The sequence below is a fragment of the Apibacter sp. HY039 genome, from assembly GCF_004023655.1.
Lineage (GTDB): Bacteria > Bacteroidota > Bacteroidia > Flavobacteriales > Weeksellaceae > Apibacter > Apibacter raozihei.
In genome coordinates, this window is record NZ_SAYM01000004.1 from 167,529 (window position 1) to 187,271 (window position 19,743).

Here is a 19,743-nt window from a genome sequence, read left to right on the forward strand (position 1 = left end):
TGATAAATTTTAATTAGTAAATTTAATGTTAAATTGAATAAATTAATGCAAAATTATATACTTGCTGAAAAATATATAAGTTACAAAAAAAAATTGTATTCTATTATAGAAGATTTTGATACATTCACTGATATTTTAGGTAACCCGGAGAGAAATATAATCAAAAAGATTCCTTTTCAAAATGATTGCATAGCTGTAAAAAGCTTTAAAAAACCACATTTCATCAATAAAATTGCCTATAAATATTTCAGGAAATCTAAGGCCGAACGCTCGTTTTTACATGGAGAAAAACTTTTAAAATTAGGAATATTAAATCCTGAACCTATCGCTTATATTGAAAATTCAGACCTTATAGGTATCACTTCCAGTTTTTATATATCCTATTACACTCCTTATGACTTTACTATTCGCGAAGTGTATGATCAACCTGATGCCATTCAATGTGTTCGGGCATACGCCAGATTTTCTCATTTTGTACATTCCAAAGGAGTTTTTATTAAAGATAATACGCCGGGTAATACGCTGGTCATTCGGAAAGATAATAAATATGAAATGTATTTAGTGGACTTAAATCGCATGCAGTTTCATAATGAATTAACTTTTGACCAAAAAATGAAAAGTCTTTCCAATAATATTAAAGAACAACCTTATCTTGATATTTTTATGAATGAATATGCTTTGGCTTCCGGATATGCCATTGAGGAAATAAAAGAAAAAATATTCTTTTATCAGGGAGAATTTGCAAGAAAAATGAAGTCTAAAGCTAAATTAAAGAAAAGGCTTAGAAAATTATTTCCTGTATAGTATAAACAATTCTCGGTGAAGTCGATCTCTGTAATCTTCTGAGCCCGGAGAAACCGTATTCAGATCAACGTAAGAAAGATTTTTAATTTCATATTTACTACTGAACTTTTTCATTAAAGACTCCGAATCTCCTTTAATGCATAATATTCCAATAGGCTGCCCAGATTCATTTTCCAGTTTTTCTGCAAGCTCGTATTCGTTAATTACCGGCATTTTTTTCCCATACTCCCATACAATTTCCGGAGTCATGCTGTTAAATGTATAAAGTTCAATATTCTTATTTAGAACTCGCTTTAAATCCTCTACGGATTTGTAGTTGGAATTATGTAAGAAACTTTTTGACAAAGGAAAAATAAAGGCGATTACTACACATTGTACTACTACTACCATGTAAAAAGCTTTGTCAAATATTGTTTTGGTTAGATAATAGCAAATAAGCACTCCTGAAATAAACATAGCTACAGAGGACATTATTACCCATACTTTCTGACTATAGATACTATCCTTAAAAAAGAAATAAAGAACTGCCGGATATACAATACCGACAATACCCACTAAACCTAAAGATATATTGCCAAGAATTCTATCAATTTTCTTTTTTGTTCCACAAGTCAGATAATTAATATAAAAACCTGTATTTAAAGCTAATGGGATAAGTACAGGTAATAAATAACGGGTCTTTTTTTCAGGTATAATACTTAGAAGGATTACTGATGCCAGCGTCCATATTAAAGTAAATTGATAGGCTTTGATATTAGAAACTCTTGATTTCATGTACGGGTATAATAGACCTAAAAATGCTGCGAGAGTCCAAATCCCAGATTGCGTAAAGAAACTCCAATAGTAAAAAACTGATTTGGAATTATAATCGTTAACCCATCGGGAAGTTTCAACTTTTGCCATTGAAGCAAAGGTTTCGGGATCTGCCCAATGCACGTAGGTTGTCCAGGAAATACCTGTAAATATTCCTAAAATCGTATATAAAAGTATTGCCAGAATATGTTTTCTTTCATTTCTGAATGAATATCTGTACACCCATCCATAGGCAATTAAAAATGGCAATAATAATGCATATAATGAGATAGGACCCTTACTTAAAATAGAAAATGCTAAAAAAACGGCTCCTATAACAGCATTTTTAAAAGGATTTTTACGTATTCTGAGTATTTCCCATAAATAGTATATGGAAACAATCATAAAACTGTGACAATACATATCCCACTGGTTATCTCTTCCAGCAAAATAAATATAAAAAGATGTAATTGCAATCAATCCGTTTTGCAGACTATTAAGTCCGGAAAGACCTAATTTCAAAGAAAATTTATATAAGTATACCACTAATAAAATGGTTATAAAAGCTACGGGTAAACGTAAAGACAAATTAGAGTCAAATCCCAGGATTGATCCAAAGACAGCCGTTATCCAGGTTGGCAAAGGAGGTTTCTCGTAGCGAGGTTCACCATTCATTGTCGTTAAAATCCAATGATTGTCCTGAACCATTTCACGGGCTGTAATAAAATTTCTGGCTTCCATAATATTAACCGGCAGAATCCCAAGGTTGGAAACTAACATGATTAAGGAGACGATAAAAAGAAATATAAGATGTTTTCCAGGATTATTCAGCATAATTACTTTTTCTTACTATTATAATATTTCTTGTGTAAACAATAATTCCCATACAATGTCCTGCAAAAAGCACCGGATCTTTTCTTATGATAGAGTAAATAAAAATCATTAGGGAACCGGTAAGACTGAGAATCCAAAAACCTAAGGGCAATTCTGATTTCTTTATCCTTTCTGAATAAATCCACTGATAAATAAATCTCATAGTAAATAATACTTGTCCTAAACTTCCCCAAATTAAAAGCCATAAGGGTATATTTTCTCTACTAAAAAGCTTATTTATATTGATAGTCCCATTCCAAAGAGCTAAGGAAATAGCCAAAATCGGAAAGAAATACACAAAATAACGAAACACTATATGATATTTCATCCAGGCATTATGTAATTGGATATTACGAATATAAATATAATAAGTAATAACCTGGCCTAACATAATTGAAAAATCGTGTCTCAGATATCCATAGATAAATAAAAAGAAAGAGGCCACCAGACTTACCTGCCAAAAAATGAGATCAGAGGTTACTTTTTTATTTTTTTCAGCAGAAATCCACTGTATAATCATACGGCTTGAAAATAGCAATTGTGCTAAAAAGCCTATAGACAGTGTTATGTACTTAAGCATTTTAACATTGACAATGAAAACTTCTGTGAACGAATGATTCATAATTCTTTTTCTGAAACCACATAGTTAATATATTTTTTCTTCATCCACAGGTAAGCAAAACAATCACTTAAAGGACCAAACAAGCGGTTCCATAAGTGAAATTTAGATTTCCCTGCTATTCTTTCAAAATGCTGAACAGGAACCTGTTTCACTTTTCCACCCTGAAGCAATATCATTGCAGGGAGAAAACGATGCAAACCTTTAAACATAGGAATTTTTTTAGCAAAGTCCGTACGTATAATTTTCAATGGACAACCGGTATCATCCATACCGTCATGGGTAAAAGCTCTGCGTATTCCGTTAGCTATCTTTGAAGATAAATTCTTAACGAAGCTGTCTTTACGCTGAGCCCTTACTCCGGTTACCAGCTGATATTCTCCGGCATATTCCAAAAGAATGTTAAAATCGGAAGGTGCTGTCTGCAAATCGGCATCAATATATCCCACCCAGGGAGTATCGGCATAATCAAAGCCTGCTTTTATTGCGGGACTCAGACCGTAATTACGATCAAAAGAGATATAAGTGAAATTAGAATCCTGACTGCATATAGTCTTTATAGCCCCCAGACTGTTATCTTTAGAACCATCGTTAACAAAGAGAATTTTAGTTTTTTTATTAGCATTATTTATGTAAGCTTGCATTTCTTTAACTACACGCTCGAGATTATCTTCCTCGTTATAAACGGGAATAATAATCGTTAGTTCGTATCCCATTAAAATACCTGATTATTATTTTATATAAAATTATTATTTTTTTTTAAATTACACCTACAAATTCAAGTTAAAAAAAGCTGACAAACGACATTTTATTTGTTGTACGAATGGCTTAACTTTGAATAAATTTAATAATAACATAATTAAAAAATACAAAAACATGAAAGTAACTGTAGTAGGTGCCGGAGCCGTTGGAGCCACTTGTGCCGATAATATTGCAAGAAAAGAAATTGTTGACGAACTGGTAATTGTTGATATAAAAGAGGGATTTGCCGAGGGAAAAGCTTTGGATTTGACCCAGACCACTTCTCTTTTAGGTTTTGATACAACTATAACCGGAAGCACCAATGACTATTCTAAAACGGCAGGCACCAGTGTTGCTGTAATAACTTCAGGTATCCCCAGAAAACCTGGAATGACCCGTGAAGATTTAATCGGAACCAATGCAGGAATTGTTAAAGAAGTTGCTTCCAATATTTTAAAATATTCTCCGGATGCTATTTTAGTCATCATTTCCAACCCTATGGATACGATGACTTACTTAGCTCTTAAATCTTTAGGTTTACCTAAAAACCGTGTAATAGGTATGGGAGGTGCCTTAGATTCTTCTCGTTTTAAGACTTATTTATCTTTAGCCAGTGGTGCTTCTCAGAATGATATTCAAGCTACGGTTATCGGCGGACATGGAGATACGACTATGATTCCTTTAACACGTCTGGCTTCTTGTCAGGGAGTGCCTTTCTCTAAAATATTAACTAACGAACAACTTGATAAAGTGGCTGCAGACACTATGGTTGGTGGAGCTACTTTAACTAAATTATTGGGTACTTCTGCATGGTATGCACCGGGTGCTGCCGGAGCTGCCGTAGTGGAATCTATCATCCGTGATGAGAAAAAAGTGATTCCTTGTTCTGTATTTCTGGAAGGTGAATATGGTGAATCTGATATTTGTATTGGTGTTCCTGTAGTTTTAGGTAAAAACGGTATTGAAAAAATTGTAGAACTGGATCTTAATGAAGAAGAAAAAGCAAAATTCAAAGCTTCAGCTGATGCCGTTAGAAATATGAATAATGTATTACATGAAATGAAAGTTCTCTAAGAATTTTCGTTAAAATATTTTCATTCAATAAAAAAACAGCTTACATGGTAAGCTGTTTTTTTTATTATTGAAGAATTCTTTATTTATTATCGTGGAAAATTAATACTTATTTCTTATAAATATTTTATCTTTTAAAAATACCCGATAAATTTAATAGTATTTTTAATAAACCAATACTATTATCGAATTAATATTTACTTATTATCTTATTTAAATTATACTTATGTTTTTACATCTAAGGCTTTTTATTCAGTATTAATATATTTTAATATTATCTCATTAAACATTACCAATAAAATTTAATAAAAACATTAGTCAATTTCTTCAATTAGACGATTTACTAATTCCTGACTAAATTTTCTTAACTTTAATTCGTAAGAGTTCAAATAATTGTTTAAAAAGTTTTTAGGTTTAGTATTTTTAGCATTATCAAACATGACATATTCCGGTTCTTTAAAAATGGGCTGTCCCAGATTATTATATAATTTTTTACTTTTTGCAAAAGGAACCATGGTAGACGATGAGCCTTCACTGTAGTTAGAATAATCTATATTTTCTATAGTAATCCTTCCTTTTTTTTGAATTTCACCAAATTTTTCACTTAAAAGCTTATAATCTACGATTAGATTTGAAATATCTGATTCTGCTTCTCCTTCTCTGGATGTTATATTTATTAATATTATAAGAAGAACTCCTTTACTGAATTTTATATTAAAATAATTGGGAATACTTTTTACCGTTAATTCAATTTTCCTACCATGTAATTTTTCTTTTAATGAGTCTGTACCTGAATAATCTTTAATGTAACGATTTACTAAGCCTATCGGAATGGATTTTAAACTAACCTTATATTCGCTTTCACCTCCCCATGCTATAATATAGGGATAAATGGCTGTTCTTATTTTTTGTACTGCGAATAAGGTGTCTGTAAATTCTTCATTTACAATACTTACATTATTTTCTTTTAACCGGTTATCATAAGTTTGCAAATATGCATAACGATTGTTAAGTGAATCTGTCAGGAACTTTTCACCTTTGCATCCGGTTAATAGTAGTAAAAGAACAAGAACACAAAATAAACGGTAGGCACTCATATCTTTATTTTTTTTAAAAATACTATTAATACTTAAAAATCAGAAATGATTTTAATCATAGGTGATAAACAATTTTTTAAGCAAAATCACTAGCATGCTACGTTTTTACTAATTGATTGTTTTTTTAAGAGTGGAAATCTTAATTTTGCGAAAAAATCATATTAGAAACAATAATTAATGGAAAACAAATCGATAGTCTTAAATATTCATGATAAGCCTAAGTTCTTACAATGGTTTACACTAAGCTTTCAACATCTTTTTGCTATGTTTGGATCGACAGTTTTGGTACCTACACTTACAGGAATGGATCCTGCAGTAGCCCTGGTATCTAGCGGATTAGCTACCCTTGCATTTATAGCTATTACTCAGGGAAAAGTTCCTTCATATCTGGGTTCTTCATTTGCTTTTATAAGTCCTATTATAGCTATTAAAGCAGCCTCAGGTGCAGAAGGAATAATGGTCGGAAGTTTTATAGTGGGATGCATTTATGCTCTTATTGCCCTAATCATAAACCGTACAGGGGTTTCCTGGTTAATGAAATTACTTCCGCCTATTGTAGTAGGTCCTATTATTATGGTTATTGGGTTAAGCCTTTCATCTACAGCGATAGATATGATTACTAATAATTCGGGTTCTTATGATATTAAGTTTGTTGCCGTAGGTTTAATCAGTTTAATTATAACTATTATAATAGCCATTTTCACTAAAGGTTTTATTAGTGTTATTCCTGTTTTGATAGGAATTGTCGGAGGCTACTTATTTTCAATACCTATGGGTCTTGTAGATTTTGAACCGATCAAAAACGCTGCATGGTTTCAAATTCCTGATTTTGAAATTCCATTTTATACTTTTACTCCACATTTTTCATGGTCTATTTTTTTGTTGATGGCTCCTGTAGCCATTGTTCCCATAGCTGAGCACATCGGACACCAATTAGTTCTGGGAAAAGTTATTAACAAAGATTTAGTTAAAGACCCGGGCCTAGATAAATCCCTTTTCGGTGATGGTATGGCTACCATTATAGCTTCTGTCATTGGCGGGCCTCCTAATACGACTTACGGTGAAAACATAGGCGTTCTTGCAATTACGAGAGCTTACAGTATATATCTTTTTATAGGGGCTGCTATTTTTGCTATCGGTTTTGGCTTTTGCGGGAAGATAGCTGCTTTACTTAAATCAATTCCGGTTCCTGTCATGGGTGGAATTTCAATACTGCTGTTCGGTATTATTGCTTCGAGCGGCTTACGTATGGTGGTAGACAGCAAGGTAAATTTCGCTTCTAAGAGAAACCTTATCATATCATCCGTCATTCTCGTTTTAGGTATCGGGGGGGCATCCATTCATCTCGGAAATTCGTTTTCACTGGAAGGCATGGCTTTAGCATCCCTTACCGGTGTTATGCTTAACCAAATTCTTCCGGGGAAAGAAGTAGTTAATTTTGATTCCATGTTTAAAGAGTAACTACTATACATTTAATTTTTTCTTAGTTTTACGCATATTTATTTTTATATATCATGACCGTACCAGAACTTTACTCTCTATATCTGCAATCGTCAGGAATTACAACTGACAGCAGAAAAATAAATAAAAACCAACTATTTTTTGCTTTAAAAGGTGATAATTTTAATGGAAACCTTTATGCTTCACAGGCAATGGAGCAAGGCGCGTTAGCCTGTGTAGTAGATGAGCAAAAATATGCAGACCCTCAGAAAGGAATTTTTTATTTTGAGAATAGCTTATTTGCTTTACAGAACCTTGCCAGACATCACAGAAAACAACTCAATATACCTGTTATAGGTATCACCGGAAGTAATGGTAAAACGACTTCTAAAGAACTTATTGCTTCTGTATTAAAGGAAAAATATAACGTTTTGTTTACCCAAGGGAACTTAAACAATCATATTGGAGTTCCTCTTACTGTATTATCTATTCAGCCTAAGCATGAAATAGCTATCATAGAAATGGGAGCCAATCATCAGAAAGAAATAGAATTATTGGCTGGTATTTCCATGCCTGATATAGGTTATATAACCAACTTTGGCAAAGCTCACCTGGAAGGATTCGGAGGATTTGAAGGAGTTATTAAAGGCAAATCTGAACTCTATGCTTTTCTGAAAGAATCTAATGGTACTGCATTAGTTAATACAGACGATCCTAAACAAGTTGAATTAACCCAAGATATTAAACAAATCACATTTGGTTCAGAAGGTGTTTATAGGTTTGGTTTGAAAGAATCTGATCACTTTGTCAGTGTATCCTATAAAGATAACAAATTCAATTCACAACTCACAGGTATTTATAATTTTTCAAACATCTGCGCAGCTGCCAGCCTTGGCTTTTATTTAGGATTAACAGCATTTCAGGTTAAAAATGGAATTGAAAATTATCAACCTCGCAATCAACGTTCTCAGATAGTTAAAAAAAATGGTGTCAGGCTATTATTAGATACCTATAATGCTAATCCTAGCAGCATGGAAGCTTCATTGAAAAATTTCTCTTCTTTTGAAGGCTCTAAAGCAATTATTATAGGGGATATGTTTGAGCTGGGAGATAGCTCCGCAGATGAACATCAAAAGATTGCCGAATTAGCTCAAAATTTGAATTTTGAATATATATTCTTAGTAGGAAGTAATTTTTCCACAACCACTACTACGGCTTCTCAAATTAAAAAATTTAAGTCTACGGAAGATATGAGTAATTATTTAAAAAATAATTCTCTTACATCCGAAAATATTTTATTAAAAGGTTCCAGAGGTATGGCTCTAGAAAAATTAATTGATTTTATTTATTAATTATGATTATTTACAATCCTAAAGGTTGGTTTTCTTTTGTATTTAAAATATATAAAGCGGATACTATTACCAAGCTATGGCCTATGCTGGTAGTAACCGGAATTTTTGCTTTTATCATAGCTTATGTAGAAATTAATTATATAGAAATTGATAAAATGAAAGCTTCCAGCTATGTGACCGTAGGACAAAGTCTTGTGGGTTTCGTACTATCCTTGGTATTGGTTTTCAGAACCAATACAGCTTATGATCGCTGGTGGGAAGGAAGAAAGTTATGGGGGCAATTAACAAACATTTCCAGAAATCTGTCCATTAAGCTTCATGCCTTGCTCCCTTCTCATGATAAAGAAAACAGGGAATTTTTCATTAAATATATCCCTTTATTTGCACAGATTCTTCACAGACATTTAACCAATGATACCACTCGTTATACTTTAGATGAGCATGAAAATTCTGATGATACAACAGAATTTCGATACTCTCCAAGTCAGGTAGCCGTTAAGCTAACTCATAAAATTGTTCAATTAAACAAAGAAAATATACTTACAGGTGAACAATTATTGTTTATTAATCAGGAACTTAAAGGTTTTATGGATGTTTGTGGAGGTTGTGAGAGAATAAAAAATACGCCTATCCCGTTTTCCTATGTTTTATTTATCAAAAAGTTTATTGCTTTGTACGTATTTAGTATGCCTATAGGATATGTTATAAATTTAGGATATTGGGTAGTCCCTCTGGTAATGTTTGTTTTTTATGTACTTATTAGTTTGGAACTGGTAGCAGAAGATATTGAAGATCCATTTAATAACGGAGATAATGATATACCTACAAAAAAAATTGCTGAGAACATAAAAAAGAGTTGTTTAGACATTCTTGCAAAAAATAAATAATAAAAAAAGCTATCCTTTGCGGATAGCTTTTTAAACTTAGCTTGTAAATTTAATTTTATTTTAAGCCTAATTTAGCTTTTACTTCGTCTAAGATGTTTGGACCTGCAGCATAAATAAGTGAAGGCTGAGATGTATCAAAAACATAAAGATATCCTTTAGCTTTAGCTACATCATTTACAGCATTCTGAGCTTTTTTAGTGATCGGATCATATAAGTCATCTTGTTTTTTCTCTAATTCTTTAGCTGCTGTTTCTCTCAAAGCCAACAGGTTTTGATTGTCTTTCTGAAATTCTTCCTGATATTTCTGGAATTCTTTTTCTTGCTCTGCTTGAGGTTTTTTAGCTATTTCCTCCTGAATCTTCTGATATTTAGCCGTAAAAGCATCTTCTTGTTTTTTTAGTTCTGCTTTTTTCTGATCTGCTAAAGTTTTTAATTGATCGTCAGCTGATTTTTTTTCTGGCATTAAATTCAGTAATTCGATGGAATTAAGGTGAGCTATATTCTGAGCTTTAGCTAACTGGAAAACTCCTGCGAATACTGTTAAAAGGAATACGAATGTAATTTTCTTCATTTTATTTCGCTTTTTGATATTATTAATTAATTATTCTCTTGTTTCTTTTTTTTTGGAACATACTTACTGCCGTATCCAGATTTTTGCTTGGTTTCGGTAGTAGATGTTTCTTTAGTTTCCACTTCTTTTGATTCTGCTTCTTCTTCTTTTACCGATTCTTTAGTTTCTGTTTTTTCTTCTGTCTTTTTAACCTCTTTCTTTTTTGGTACATATTTATTACCATAGGAAGATTTAGTATCTGAACTTGTAGTTTTCTTTTCTGTAGTTTTTATCGTACTATCCTTTGCCTTTGTATCGGAAGTCTTAGTATCCTTATCTGAGTTTTTCTTAACCTCTTCGGATTTTACCTCCGTTTTTTTTATTTCTTTCTTTTTAGGTACGTATTTACTACCATATCCTGATTTTTTGGTTTCAGCTTCTTCTTTAACTTCTTCCCCTTCATTTAACTGAATGTCTTCCCTGATTGATTCACTATCTTCAACTGATTCCTGATCCGTTTCCTGATTAGCATTCTGCTTGCTTTTAGGTACATACTTGCTACCATATCCGCTTTTAGATTTGGATGTTGATGTTGTGTTTTTATTTCCTGAATTTTTAGCTTCTTTATTAGATTGGACTTTCTTAGAAGAATCTGAATTTTTTCCTGAACTTCCTGGCTTGTTATCTTTTTCAGAATCAATGCTAGTTCCTCCTAATTGTTTGATAACTTTATCTGTTAAATCATATTTGGAATCTGTAAACACCATGATTAAATCAGAAGACTTATCAAAAATAAAATTATATCTGTCTTTAGCTGCTAAAGTATTAATAGCATTCCAAATTTGATCCTGTAACGGTTTAATCAAATTGCGACGTAAACTTGTAGACTCACCATTAGCACCAAACTTTTTTTCTATGTAACTATTTAATCCCTTTTCAGTACTATCTATAACAGCTATCTTAGTTTTTCTCTGTTCTTCTGTTAATAAAACTTTCTCATTTTCATATTCAGTCCTTAACTTATCTAAATTAGACTGTTTACTTAATATTTCATTCTGCCATTTTTTTACTTCTGCATTAAGCCTATCTTCCGATTGTTGATACTGAGGCATTTGCTTAAGTATGACCTGAGTATCCACATAGCCCATTTTCTGAGCGTTGATTTGGCTAAAAAACAACAGTATTAATGTATATAGTATCAGTTTTTTCATTTGAAATGTTTTAAAATCTTTTCTAAAATCATACCAAGTTTAGACAAAAATATAATTAATTGTGAATCTATCCTAATTAATTTTATCTGTTTTTAAGTTAAGGTTTTAAAACTGCTGTCCGAATATAAAGTGAGTTTCCCATCCATTAGCACTGGTTGAGTTAATAGTTTTATCAAATCCTTTAGCAAAGTCAAACCCTAGCATACCGAACTGAGGCATAAAAATCCTAACTCCGAAACCGGCCGATCTTTTTAATTCAAACGGATTAAACGATTTATTATTGCTCCAGGTATTACCTGCTTCTACAAAACCTAAGGCATATATTTTAGTAGCTCCTCCCATCAGTACCGGGTAACGCAATTCCATCATGAAACGCGCATAAGAGGTACCTCCTCCTAAAGGAGTTATATCATTAGTTTGTCCTCCGAAAGAAGATGAATCTTTATATCCTCGTAAAGGAATAATTTCCCTTCCGTCAAATCTGTTTCCGTATAGACCTGTACCTCCAAGGTAAAACCTTTCAAAAGGCGGTGTTCCTATATTGTTATTATAACTGCTTAAGAAACCAAATTCTCCTCCGGCTTTCAATACAAATTTACCCACTAACTCTTTATACCAATAAGCCTTCATTTTTATTTTATAATATTCAAGCCACTTGTATTTTTCCCTATCCGTTTTTTTGCTATAATCTTCATTATTTAATGCTGAATATGGAGGAGTTAACTTTAATGATAATTCGAATTCTGAACCCATAGTAGGGAAAATCGGATCTAATCCAGCGGAATATCTTCCTATGTTAGCATATACACTGAAATTGTTACTTTCTCCATCAGTCCAGTCTTTAGCACCAGACTCATTAACAATACTAAAAGGATAGTTTTTAAATGAATATAATTGATAATTAATTCCGTAGGATAATCTGAAATAATCATCCGGCCAGTTTAAACGAGTAGTTAGCCCAACCTGTGCTCCATAAATGTTTAATTTATTTCTACCGGTTGTTGTATAATACCTGTCATAATTTAAAATAGTACTATATAAAGATACTGTTAATGATGTTGGTCTTTTCCCTGTAATCCAAGGCTCTGTAAAAGAAACACTATAATTCTGATAATTACTTCCTGCCTGAGCTCTTAAAGATACACTTTGTCCATCTCCCATAGGAATAGGCTTCCATGCTTTTTTCTTAAAGAAATCATTGAATGAAAAGTTACCAAAAGTTAATCCTAACGTCCCGATAAATCTGTTACCTCCATAACCACCTTGTAATTCTACCTGGCTGTTAGAACCTTTTTCTTCTAATTTATAATTAACATCTACTGTTTTAGTTTCTGCATTTGGAGTTATGTCCGGACGTAATCCCTGAGCTTCGAAATACCCCATTTGGGCTAAATCCATAATAGTTCTTTGTATGTCTTCTTTCGAGAATAATTTTCCGGGTACAGTTCTCAATGATCGTTGTATTACATGATCATGGGTTCGGGTGTTACCGGAAAATGTTACCTTATCCCAATAAGCCTGCTCTCCTTCTCTAATTTTAACCTCAACATCTATGGTATCATTTCTCACTGCCTTTTCTATAGGAACAACACTTGAAAATACATAACCGTTGTTGTAGTACAAAGTAGCAATATCATCATTTTTTTCAGAACCGGATATTTTTTTATTTATACCTACTGCATCATACGGTTCTCCTTTTTTATATCCTACCACTTTGGTTAAAATTTCGCTTGAATATGCCGAATTACCTGAAAATGTAATATTACCTAAATAATACCTCTTTCCTTCAGCAACATTTAACTTAATATCGTAATTCTTTTCATCCGTTCTGATTACTGTATCTGAGGTAATTTTAGCATCTCTGAAGCCATACGATTGTAAGGTTTCAACAACCTTTACCAAATCCTCCTCATATTTTTCAGGTACATATTTGGATTTTTTCCAGAATCTGTATATTTTTTTCTGTTTTGTGTTTTTGAATGATCGAGCTCTGATTTTTGAAGCACTCAACTCTTTATTTCCTGTTATTTGAATTGATTTAACTTTAACCCTCGGACCTTTCTCTATAGCTATAGTCCAGTTGATTGATGAAGAATCAGCAGGATTCACTTTTTCTTTAATCACAGCATGAGCATCTGGAAATCCTTTTTCCGTATATTGATTTCTTATCGAATTTTGAAGTTTTGTTCGTAAGTCATCAGTTATTTTAGTTTTGGATTTTAACCCGTTTTCTTTTATTAACTTTTCATTTTTAGACTTACTGGCTCCTTCAAATTTTACAGAACCTAATTCGGGTAATGCTTTAAGGTTGATACGTAAATACACATCTTTACCTTCAACTTTGCTCAGGAAAATTTCAACATCAGAAAACAATTTGGAGTCCCAAAGTTTTTTCACTGCGCTGTTTAATTGCATACCCGGAATATCAACATAATCTCCTTCGTAAAGTCCGGTATAACGCATAATCTGATTTTTGGAATATTTTGAAGTTCCGGTTATACGTATTTCTTTAATTTTAAAAGAGGATTCATCAATGGTAGAAGATTCATTTTCAGGAGAACTACTATTTTCTGCATCTGCTTTTTCAGTCTGTACTGACTGATTTACTGATACTGAATCTTGGGTGACTTGCGATGAAAGGGATATTTGTATTAAAATTGCAACAACTGCTAATAACTTCTTCATGGATTATTTACACTACTTTTTTACTTGACATTTAATTGTTCACTTATCTTTCCAAACCTTCGTTCTCTAGATTGATAAAATTTTATTGCTTTTAAAAATTCTTCTTTATTAAAATCAGGCCATAATACCTCAGTAAAATATAGCTCGGCATACGCTATCTGCCACAATAGAAAATTACTGATTCTTTGTTCTCCGCTGGTTCTGATTAAAAGATCTACATCAGGAATATCTTTCGTATACAAATGATTCTGAAGTAATTGCTCATTAATTTCTTCGAGAGACAACTCATTGTTAATCACTTTTGAAGTGATATTTTTAACAGCGTCAACAATTTCTTCTTTAGAACCATAGCTTAAAGCCAATACTAAAGTACCTGAAGTATTTTCCTTTGTATCTTCTATAAGCTTTTCCAGCTCTTTTCTGGCTTCTTTGGGTAGTTTTTCTATATTCCCTATAACCTTAACCCTTACTCCTTTTTCTCTGAGTTTATTGGTTTCCTTTTTTATTGTACCAATAAGAAGATTCATCAGTAGGGAGATTTCTAATGGAGGTCTTTTCCAGTTTTCGGTGGAAAATGTATATAGTGTGAGATAAGGAATATCATTTTCATTACAAAACTCAATGGCATCTCTAACCGCCTTGATAGCGTTCTGATGACCAAAAGTTCTCATCATTCCTTTTTTCTTTGCCCACCGACCATTACCATCCATAATAATAGCTACATGCTGAGGCAGTTTTTCCTTATCTATTACAATCTCTTTAGACATTTATAAATATTTAATAACAATAACAAGGTGGTCTTCCGAAAGTATATGTAATATTAAATCCCCAAATCAGATACCAGTCATTACTTTTAAATGTATTTCCGGTTTGATGCCTTCCTATAATTTCGGCATTCCTTTTTCCAATTTCGCTCTCATAAGCAGGCTCATTGAGCAAAGGACTTGTGTTAATTTCAAATTTATTAGTTTCAATTGCACTGTAATCCAGATTGTCCTGCAAGGTATATCTAGCTCCTACTTCAAACGAAACTAACCAGTTATAATTAAACTTAAATTTATACCCTACTCCAAAAGGAATACTAAAATCAAAGCGATTACTTTTTTTCGTATCTACAATAGTTTGAAAATCCGTTGGAGAAACAGGAGTTCTCGGAGAACCGTCTGCGTTATAATAGGTATCATGATTTATTTTAAAATCCAAATCGTTGGAAGCGTACGCAGCTATTCCTCCAAAAATATAAGGAGAAGATCCGGAACGTTTTATATCATTTATATCGAAGAAATAATATTCAAATACAGCAGAAGCTTCAATTATTGTATTATCACCGGCTAAACCACGATTATACCTGTAATCTTCACTAGCTTCATAGTCGTCGAAAAACACACGATTGTATATAAGATTAAAGCGGAGACTTTGCCTGTTATTTAAATTTAAACGATAAAGCGCACCTATAGAAATAGGTAAACGTTCCATATCCATGGGAAATAATTCTATATAATTAGATTTACCTATATCGCCTATTATATTAGCCTTACCTATAGAAATTCCTATCTCATGCTTTTGAGCAAACAAAGGCATAAGGCAACTGGTTATTATAAAGGTTGCTAATAAGAAATATTTTCTCATATTTAGTTTTAATTATTTTACAATAATTATGTTTAACGGAAAACACGTATATTTTGTTGCATCAATATAAGTATTTTGTCCGATTTTCAGACGACAAATATAATAATTCTTTTTGGGTATGCAGGTTTTATTTCACATTTAACTTATTTTTATGAATGCATTTCAGATGTCTTACCTTTCTTGGAAAGACTTCGCATTTTTCTTAAAATAAATTTGATATTTAAAATTAAAATTTCTAAAAATTCACTATTTTTGACCTCTGAATGTCTAAAGTTACCGAACAAATTAAAACTCCTATTGCGGATGAGATGAAACTCTTCGAGAAGCGATTCTACGAGTCTATGAAGAGCAAAGTCCCCCTTTTAGATAGAATCACTCATTTTATAGTTAGAAGAAAAGGAAAGCAAATGCGTCCGATGTTTGTTTTTCTAACAGCTAAACTTTCAGGGAAAATTACAGACAAAACTTATCGTGCGGCTTCATTGATAGAACTTATCCATACGGCTACGTTGGTTCATGATGATGTTGTAGATGAAAGTTATATGAGAAGAGGTTTTTTCTCAATCAATGCTTTATGGAAAAATAAAATTGCCGTTTTAGTAGGTGATTATCTTTTATCCAAAAGTGTTTTATTAGCTACAGACAATCAGGATTTTGATCTACTTTCTATCATTTCCCGAGTAATAAGAGAAATGGCTGAAGGAGAATTACTTCAACTCGAAAAAAGCAGGAAATTAGATATTACAGAAGAAATTTATTTTGAGATTATACGCCAAAAGACAGCTGTTTTGATTTCTGCCTGTTGTGAATCCGGAGCACGTTCTACTTATGCAGCTGATGAAGTAGCAGAAAAAATGAGTCTTTTTGGTGAGTATACGGGAATTGCTTTTCAGATTAAAGATGATTTGTTTGATTATACAAGTACCAATCTTATTGGTAAGCCTATAGGAATTGATATTCAGGAACGCAAAATGACCCTACCGCTTATTTATGTTCTTAACACTACAACTCCTGACAAAAAGAAATGGTTAATAAACTCTATTAAAAATCATAATAAGAACAAAAAGCGCGTAGCTGAAATCATTGAATTTGTTAAACAAAACGGAGGACTGGAATATGCTAGGGCTGTTATGAATGACTTTAAACAAAAAGCGTTGGAAATCCTTCTTTCTTTTCCTAAAAATGAAAATAGAGATTCTCTTGAATTAATGCTTACTTATGTAATTGAAAGAAAAAATTAAATCTTCTTAATTAGTTATATTTATTCTGTTCTTTTTTACTTTCAAATCATTTAAATAATTTTTATCATCTAAATTACACTTGTATTTTTGTTATTAGTATTTATTAATCACATTATAATAAATCTTAGTATAAAGGAGGTATTTGCGCCTAATATCAAGGTTTAAAAGCATTAAAAATATTTAGATTATACTAAAATACCAACATTTTATTTTTTTTATTACATTTACTAACTGTTTGTTTTTATCAATTATTTTTAATAAAATTCACAAAATGACTACTAATAATCGTTTACTTTCATTGGATATTTTGAGGGGAATCACTATTGCCGGTATGATTCTCGTTAACAATCCGGGATCCTGGAACTTTGTTTATGCACCTCTAGGACATGCAGAATGGAATGGCCTTACTCCTACCGATCTCATATTCCCCTTTTTCATGTTTATCATGGGAGTATCCATGTATATTTCTCTTAAAAAACTGAATTTCAGTCATACGAATGATACTTTATATAAAATTCTAAAACGTTCGATTATTATTTTCATCATCGGACTGGGAATAGCTTGGTTTTCATTATTTTGCAGAACTTATCAACAAACTGATAATTTACCATTTATAGATCGTTTTTTAAATTCCCTTTTGAATTTTGATAAAATAAGAATTCTTGGTGTATTGCAACGCTTAGCTTTATCTTATTGTTTTGCCTCTCTCCTTGTAATCTTTATACGTCATAAGTATATTCCATATATAGTAGGTTCAACCTTAATTGTGTATTTCTTGATTTTATACTTTGGAGACGGTTTTGATAAAAGTGAAAATAATATTGTATCTGTGATAGATAGGGCTATTTTAGGTGTAAACCATATGTATAAAGATGCAGGTCTGGCTATTGATCCGGAAGGTATATTAAGTACTATTCCTTCAGTCTGTCAAGCACTCATAGGTTTTTATTGTGGAAAAATTATGCTTAACAGTAAAGATAATTATTCCCGGATAGTCAACTTATTTATTGTTGGAACTCTTCTCACATTTACAGGTTTTTTACTAAGTTACGGTTGTCCTATCAATAAAAAAATATGGTCTCCTACCTTTGTATTAGTATCCTGCGGAATGGCTTCCAGTTTTTTAGCTTTGTTAATATGGATTATTGATATACATGGATACCATAAATGGACATTCTACTTTAAATCCTTTGGAGTAAATCCTCTGTTTATATTTGTTATGGCTGGAATCTTATCTACTATACTTAGAGTTATTTCTTTCTCTTCCGATTCGGAAAGTATTAATTTACATGGTTTTATATATTCTGATATCTTACAACCTATTTTCGGAAACTATCCGGGCTCTCTGATATTTGCTATAAGTTTTATGACCTTATGCTGGCTGATCGGCTATATATTGTATAGAAGAAAGATTTTTATAAAAGTTTAATCTTATTATTCAATGATTAATTTGTATTTATCTAAAAGGCCTTTGATATCATTAATATAAAATTTAGAATTTTTTAGTTTATTACGTTCGGGATCTAAAGAAAAATTATAAGCAGTTCTAAAATCAGAAGTTTCCAGATTATTTTCCTGAAAAACAGCTCCCATCAGATCTGATTTTTCGAAAGTTGCCTGAGGAAGATCTGATTCAATAAATTCTACTTCGTGAAGACTACAATTTATAAATTTTATTTTTTTCATTTTAATCTTATAAAAGGAGCTGAAATTAAGTATTGAATTTTCAAATGTAAAATATAAAAGAAAAGGATTACAGTTTTCAAAACGTAAACCCAGCAGTTTGCAATTTTTAAAACTAACTTTTTGTAATGACGTATTATTTAATTTTGCCATGCTTACATCGCAATTTTCAAACTTACAATCTATAAAATTGTATCCGGAAATATCCGCTTCTGAAAAATTACAATTTGTAAAAGAGCAATTTTCATAATCTCCTATAATAAATTTATCCACTAATAAATCCTCTCCTTTAAAATCCTGGTCACGTATATACAGAGTATTCATTTTTTATTTATATTAAACATTTCTAATTATTGAAATAAACTTTTATCTAATTAAGCATAAATTAATTACAAAGACTTCGATCTACATAGGTTTTATTGCCTTTACTATTTATATAATAACAACCTCCCCTTGGCCCTCTAATATATTGTTTTTCAGATTTTTTTTTTAGATTTATTCCTCTATATAGATTTATTAGGTTGATATATAGTCCCTTTTTGTTTCTCTTTACCTTTTATACCAGATATTCTTTTTGCTTTCTCTGTGTTTATTGAACTTAAAACATTCTGTTCATTTTGTGGAACTAACTTAACTTGCTGTAATTTTTTTTCTTGATTGAAATCTACTTTCTCCTCATTTTTTTGTTCAGGAACAAAAAAACTGCCTTCATTTACCAATGACTATTGTTTTTTAAGTGTATTACTATCCTCTATTTTTCCATTAAAAATTATCGATAAAATACCCGAGAACAAAACTATTTCATATTTCAAAAACCTGCTTAATTTAAAACCTAATAAATTCTCAATACACCTTCTAATTATAGGAAAACAAATTAATCCCCCTATTAAAATAATTATGCATAAGAAACTATATTTTTGTTCATGTTTGAATATCAAAACAGATGATAAAGTCAGAAAAATCCCTATCAGACATCGTATACTTATCATTATAACCCTTATCACATCTTAATATTTAATATAAAGATACGATAATTCACCCTAATATAATATAATTATAAAATTTTAC

Annotated in this window: 18 protein-coding genes; 7 read left to right on the forward strand and 11 right to left on the reverse strand. The window is 31.6% G+C overall.

The features are described from left to right. The first annotated feature begins 45 nt into the window (after positions 1-45). On the forward strand, positions 46-804 hold the full coding sequence (locus tag EQ921_RS10090) for a Kdo domain containing protein (protein ID WP_128149403.1): 759 nt from the start codon (positions 46-48) through the stop codon (positions 802-804). Here the strand turns inward: EQ921_RS10090 and EQ921_RS10095 are convergent. The 3 genes from EQ921_RS10095 to EQ921_RS10105 are packed head-to-tail and all read right to left on the reverse strand — an operon-like array spanning position 790 to position 3,804. Further along, positions 790-2,376 (reverse strand): glycosyltransferase family 39 protein, encoded by a 1,587-nt coding sequence (locus EQ921_RS10095; protein WP_128331562.1) that lies wholly within the window; start codon positions 2,374-2,376, stop codon positions 790-792. The genes EQ921_RS10090 and EQ921_RS10095 overlap by 15 nt on opposite strands. 43 nt (positions 2,377-2,419) lie before the next feature. Further along, positions 2,420-3,091 carry a lipid-A-disaccharide synthase N-terminal domain-containing protein gene (locus EQ921_RS10100; RefSeq protein ID WP_370449523.1) on the reverse strand — a complete coding sequence of 224 codons (672 nt, stop codon included), beginning with the start codon at positions 3,089-3,091 and terminating at the stop codon, positions 2,420-2,422. Next, entirely contained in the window at positions 3,088-3,804 is a 717-nt protein-coding gene (locus tag EQ921_RS10105) for a glycosyltransferase family 2 protein (protein ID WP_128149407.1), read from the reverse strand. The genes EQ921_RS10100 and EQ921_RS10105 overlap by 4 nt, the downstream gene beginning before the upstream one ends. A 160-nt stretch (positions 3,805-3,964) precedes the next feature. On the opposite strand from EQ921_RS10105, the gene mdh reads away from it, so the two are divergent. Then, positions 3,965-4,903, forward strand: a complete 939-nt coding sequence (gene mdh, locus EQ921_RS10110) for a malate dehydrogenase (RefSeq protein ID WP_128331563.1) — start codon at positions 3,965-3,967, stop codon at positions 4,901-4,903. 311 nt (positions 4,904-5,214) lie between these two features. Here mdh and EQ921_RS10115 read toward each other — a convergent pair whose 3' ends face one another. Beyond that, on the reverse strand, positions 5,215-5,997 hold the full coding sequence (locus tag EQ921_RS10115) for a hypothetical protein (RefSeq protein WP_128331564.1): 783 nt from the start codon (positions 5,995-5,997) through the stop codon (positions 5,215-5,217). Positions 5,998-6,174: 177 nt separating this feature from the next. Here EQ921_RS10115 and EQ921_RS10120 point away from each other — a divergent pair, with 177 nt between their 5' ends. From EQ921_RS10120 to EQ921_RS10130, 3 genes are read left to right on the forward strand one after another with little or no spacing between them, the layout of a single operon-like run. Further along, positions 6,175-7,458 (forward strand): solute carrier family 23 protein, encoded by a 1,284-nt coding sequence (locus EQ921_RS10120; RefSeq protein ID WP_128331565.1) that lies wholly within the window; start codon positions 6,175-6,177, stop codon positions 7,456-7,458. A 53-nt stretch (positions 7,459-7,511) separates the two neighbouring features. Then, complete coding sequence (gene murF, locus EQ921_RS10125) at positions 7,512-8,789, forward strand: UDP-N-acetylmuramoyl-tripeptide--D-alanyl-D-alanine ligase (protein WP_128331566.1); 1,278 nt, start codon at positions 7,512-7,514, stop codon at positions 8,787-8,789. A 2-nt stretch (positions 8,790-8,791) separates the two neighbouring features. Beyond that, entirely contained in the window at positions 8,792-9,676 is an 885-nt protein-coding gene (locus tag EQ921_RS10130) for a bestrophin family protein (RefSeq protein WP_128331567.1), read from the forward strand. 55 nt (positions 9,677-9,731) lie between these two features. On the opposite strand, the gene EQ921_RS10135 is transcribed toward EQ921_RS10130, so the two are convergent. The 5 genes from EQ921_RS10135 to EQ921_RS10155 all read right to left on the reverse strand — a co-directional run bounded on the left by EQ921_RS10135 (position 9,732) and on the right by EQ921_RS10155 (position 15,751). Next, positions 9,732-10,247 carry an OmpH family outer membrane protein gene (locus EQ921_RS10135; RefSeq protein ID WP_128331568.1) on the reverse strand — a complete coding sequence of 172 codons (516 nt, stop codon included), beginning with the start codon at positions 10,245-10,247 and terminating at the stop codon, positions 9,732-9,734. A gap of 26 nt (positions 10,248-10,273) precedes the next feature. After that, on the reverse strand, positions 10,274-11,437 hold the full coding sequence (locus EQ921_RS10140) for an OmpH family outer membrane protein (protein WP_128331569.1): 1,164 nt from the start codon (positions 11,435-11,437) through the stop codon (positions 10,274-10,276). 105 nt (positions 11,438-11,542) lie between these two features. Then, complete coding sequence (bamA, locus tag EQ921_RS10145) at positions 11,543-14,122, reverse strand: outer membrane protein assembly factor BamA (RefSeq protein ID WP_128331570.1); 2,580 nt, start codon at positions 14,120-14,122, stop codon at positions 11,543-11,545. Positions 14,123-14,142: 20 nt separating this feature from the next. After that, positions 14,143-14,889 (reverse strand): isoprenyl transferase, encoded by a 747-nt coding sequence (locus tag EQ921_RS10150; protein ID WP_128149425.1) that lies wholly within the window; start codon positions 14,887-14,889, stop codon positions 14,143-14,145. A gap of 10 nt (positions 14,890-14,899) precedes the next feature. After that, on the reverse strand, positions 14,900-15,751 hold the full coding sequence (locus EQ921_RS10155) for a DUF6089 family protein (RefSeq protein WP_128331571.1): 852 nt from the start codon (positions 15,749-15,751) through the stop codon (positions 14,900-14,902). Positions 15,752-16,014: 263 nt separating this feature from the next. On the opposite strand from EQ921_RS10155, the gene EQ921_RS10160 reads away from it, so the two are divergent. Together EQ921_RS10160 and EQ921_RS10165 are read left to right on the forward strand one after the other, a co-directional pair. Continuing rightward, positions 16,015-16,992 carry a polyprenyl synthetase family protein gene (locus EQ921_RS10160; RefSeq protein WP_128149429.1) on the forward strand — a complete coding sequence of 326 codons (978 nt, stop codon included), beginning with the start codon at positions 16,015-16,017 and terminating at the stop codon, positions 16,990-16,992. A gap of 271 nt (positions 16,993-17,263) precedes the next feature. Further along, entirely contained in the window at positions 17,264-18,421 is a 1,158-nt protein-coding gene (locus EQ921_RS10165) for an acyltransferase family protein (protein WP_128331572.1), read from the forward strand. A gap of 5 nt (positions 18,422-18,426) precedes the next feature. Here EQ921_RS10165 and EQ921_RS10170 read toward each other — a convergent pair whose 3' ends face one another. Then, entirely contained in the window at positions 18,427-18,999 is a 573-nt protein-coding gene (locus EQ921_RS10170; protein ID WP_128331573.1) for a pentapeptide repeat-containing protein, read from the reverse strand. A gap of 179 nt (positions 19,000-19,178) precedes the next feature. Beyond that, a complete protein-coding gene (locus EQ921_RS10175) occupies positions 19,179-19,394 on the reverse strand; it encodes a hypothetical protein (protein WP_128331574.1) in 216 nt (71 codons plus the stop codon). Positions 19,395-19,743 lie beyond the last annotated feature (349 nt).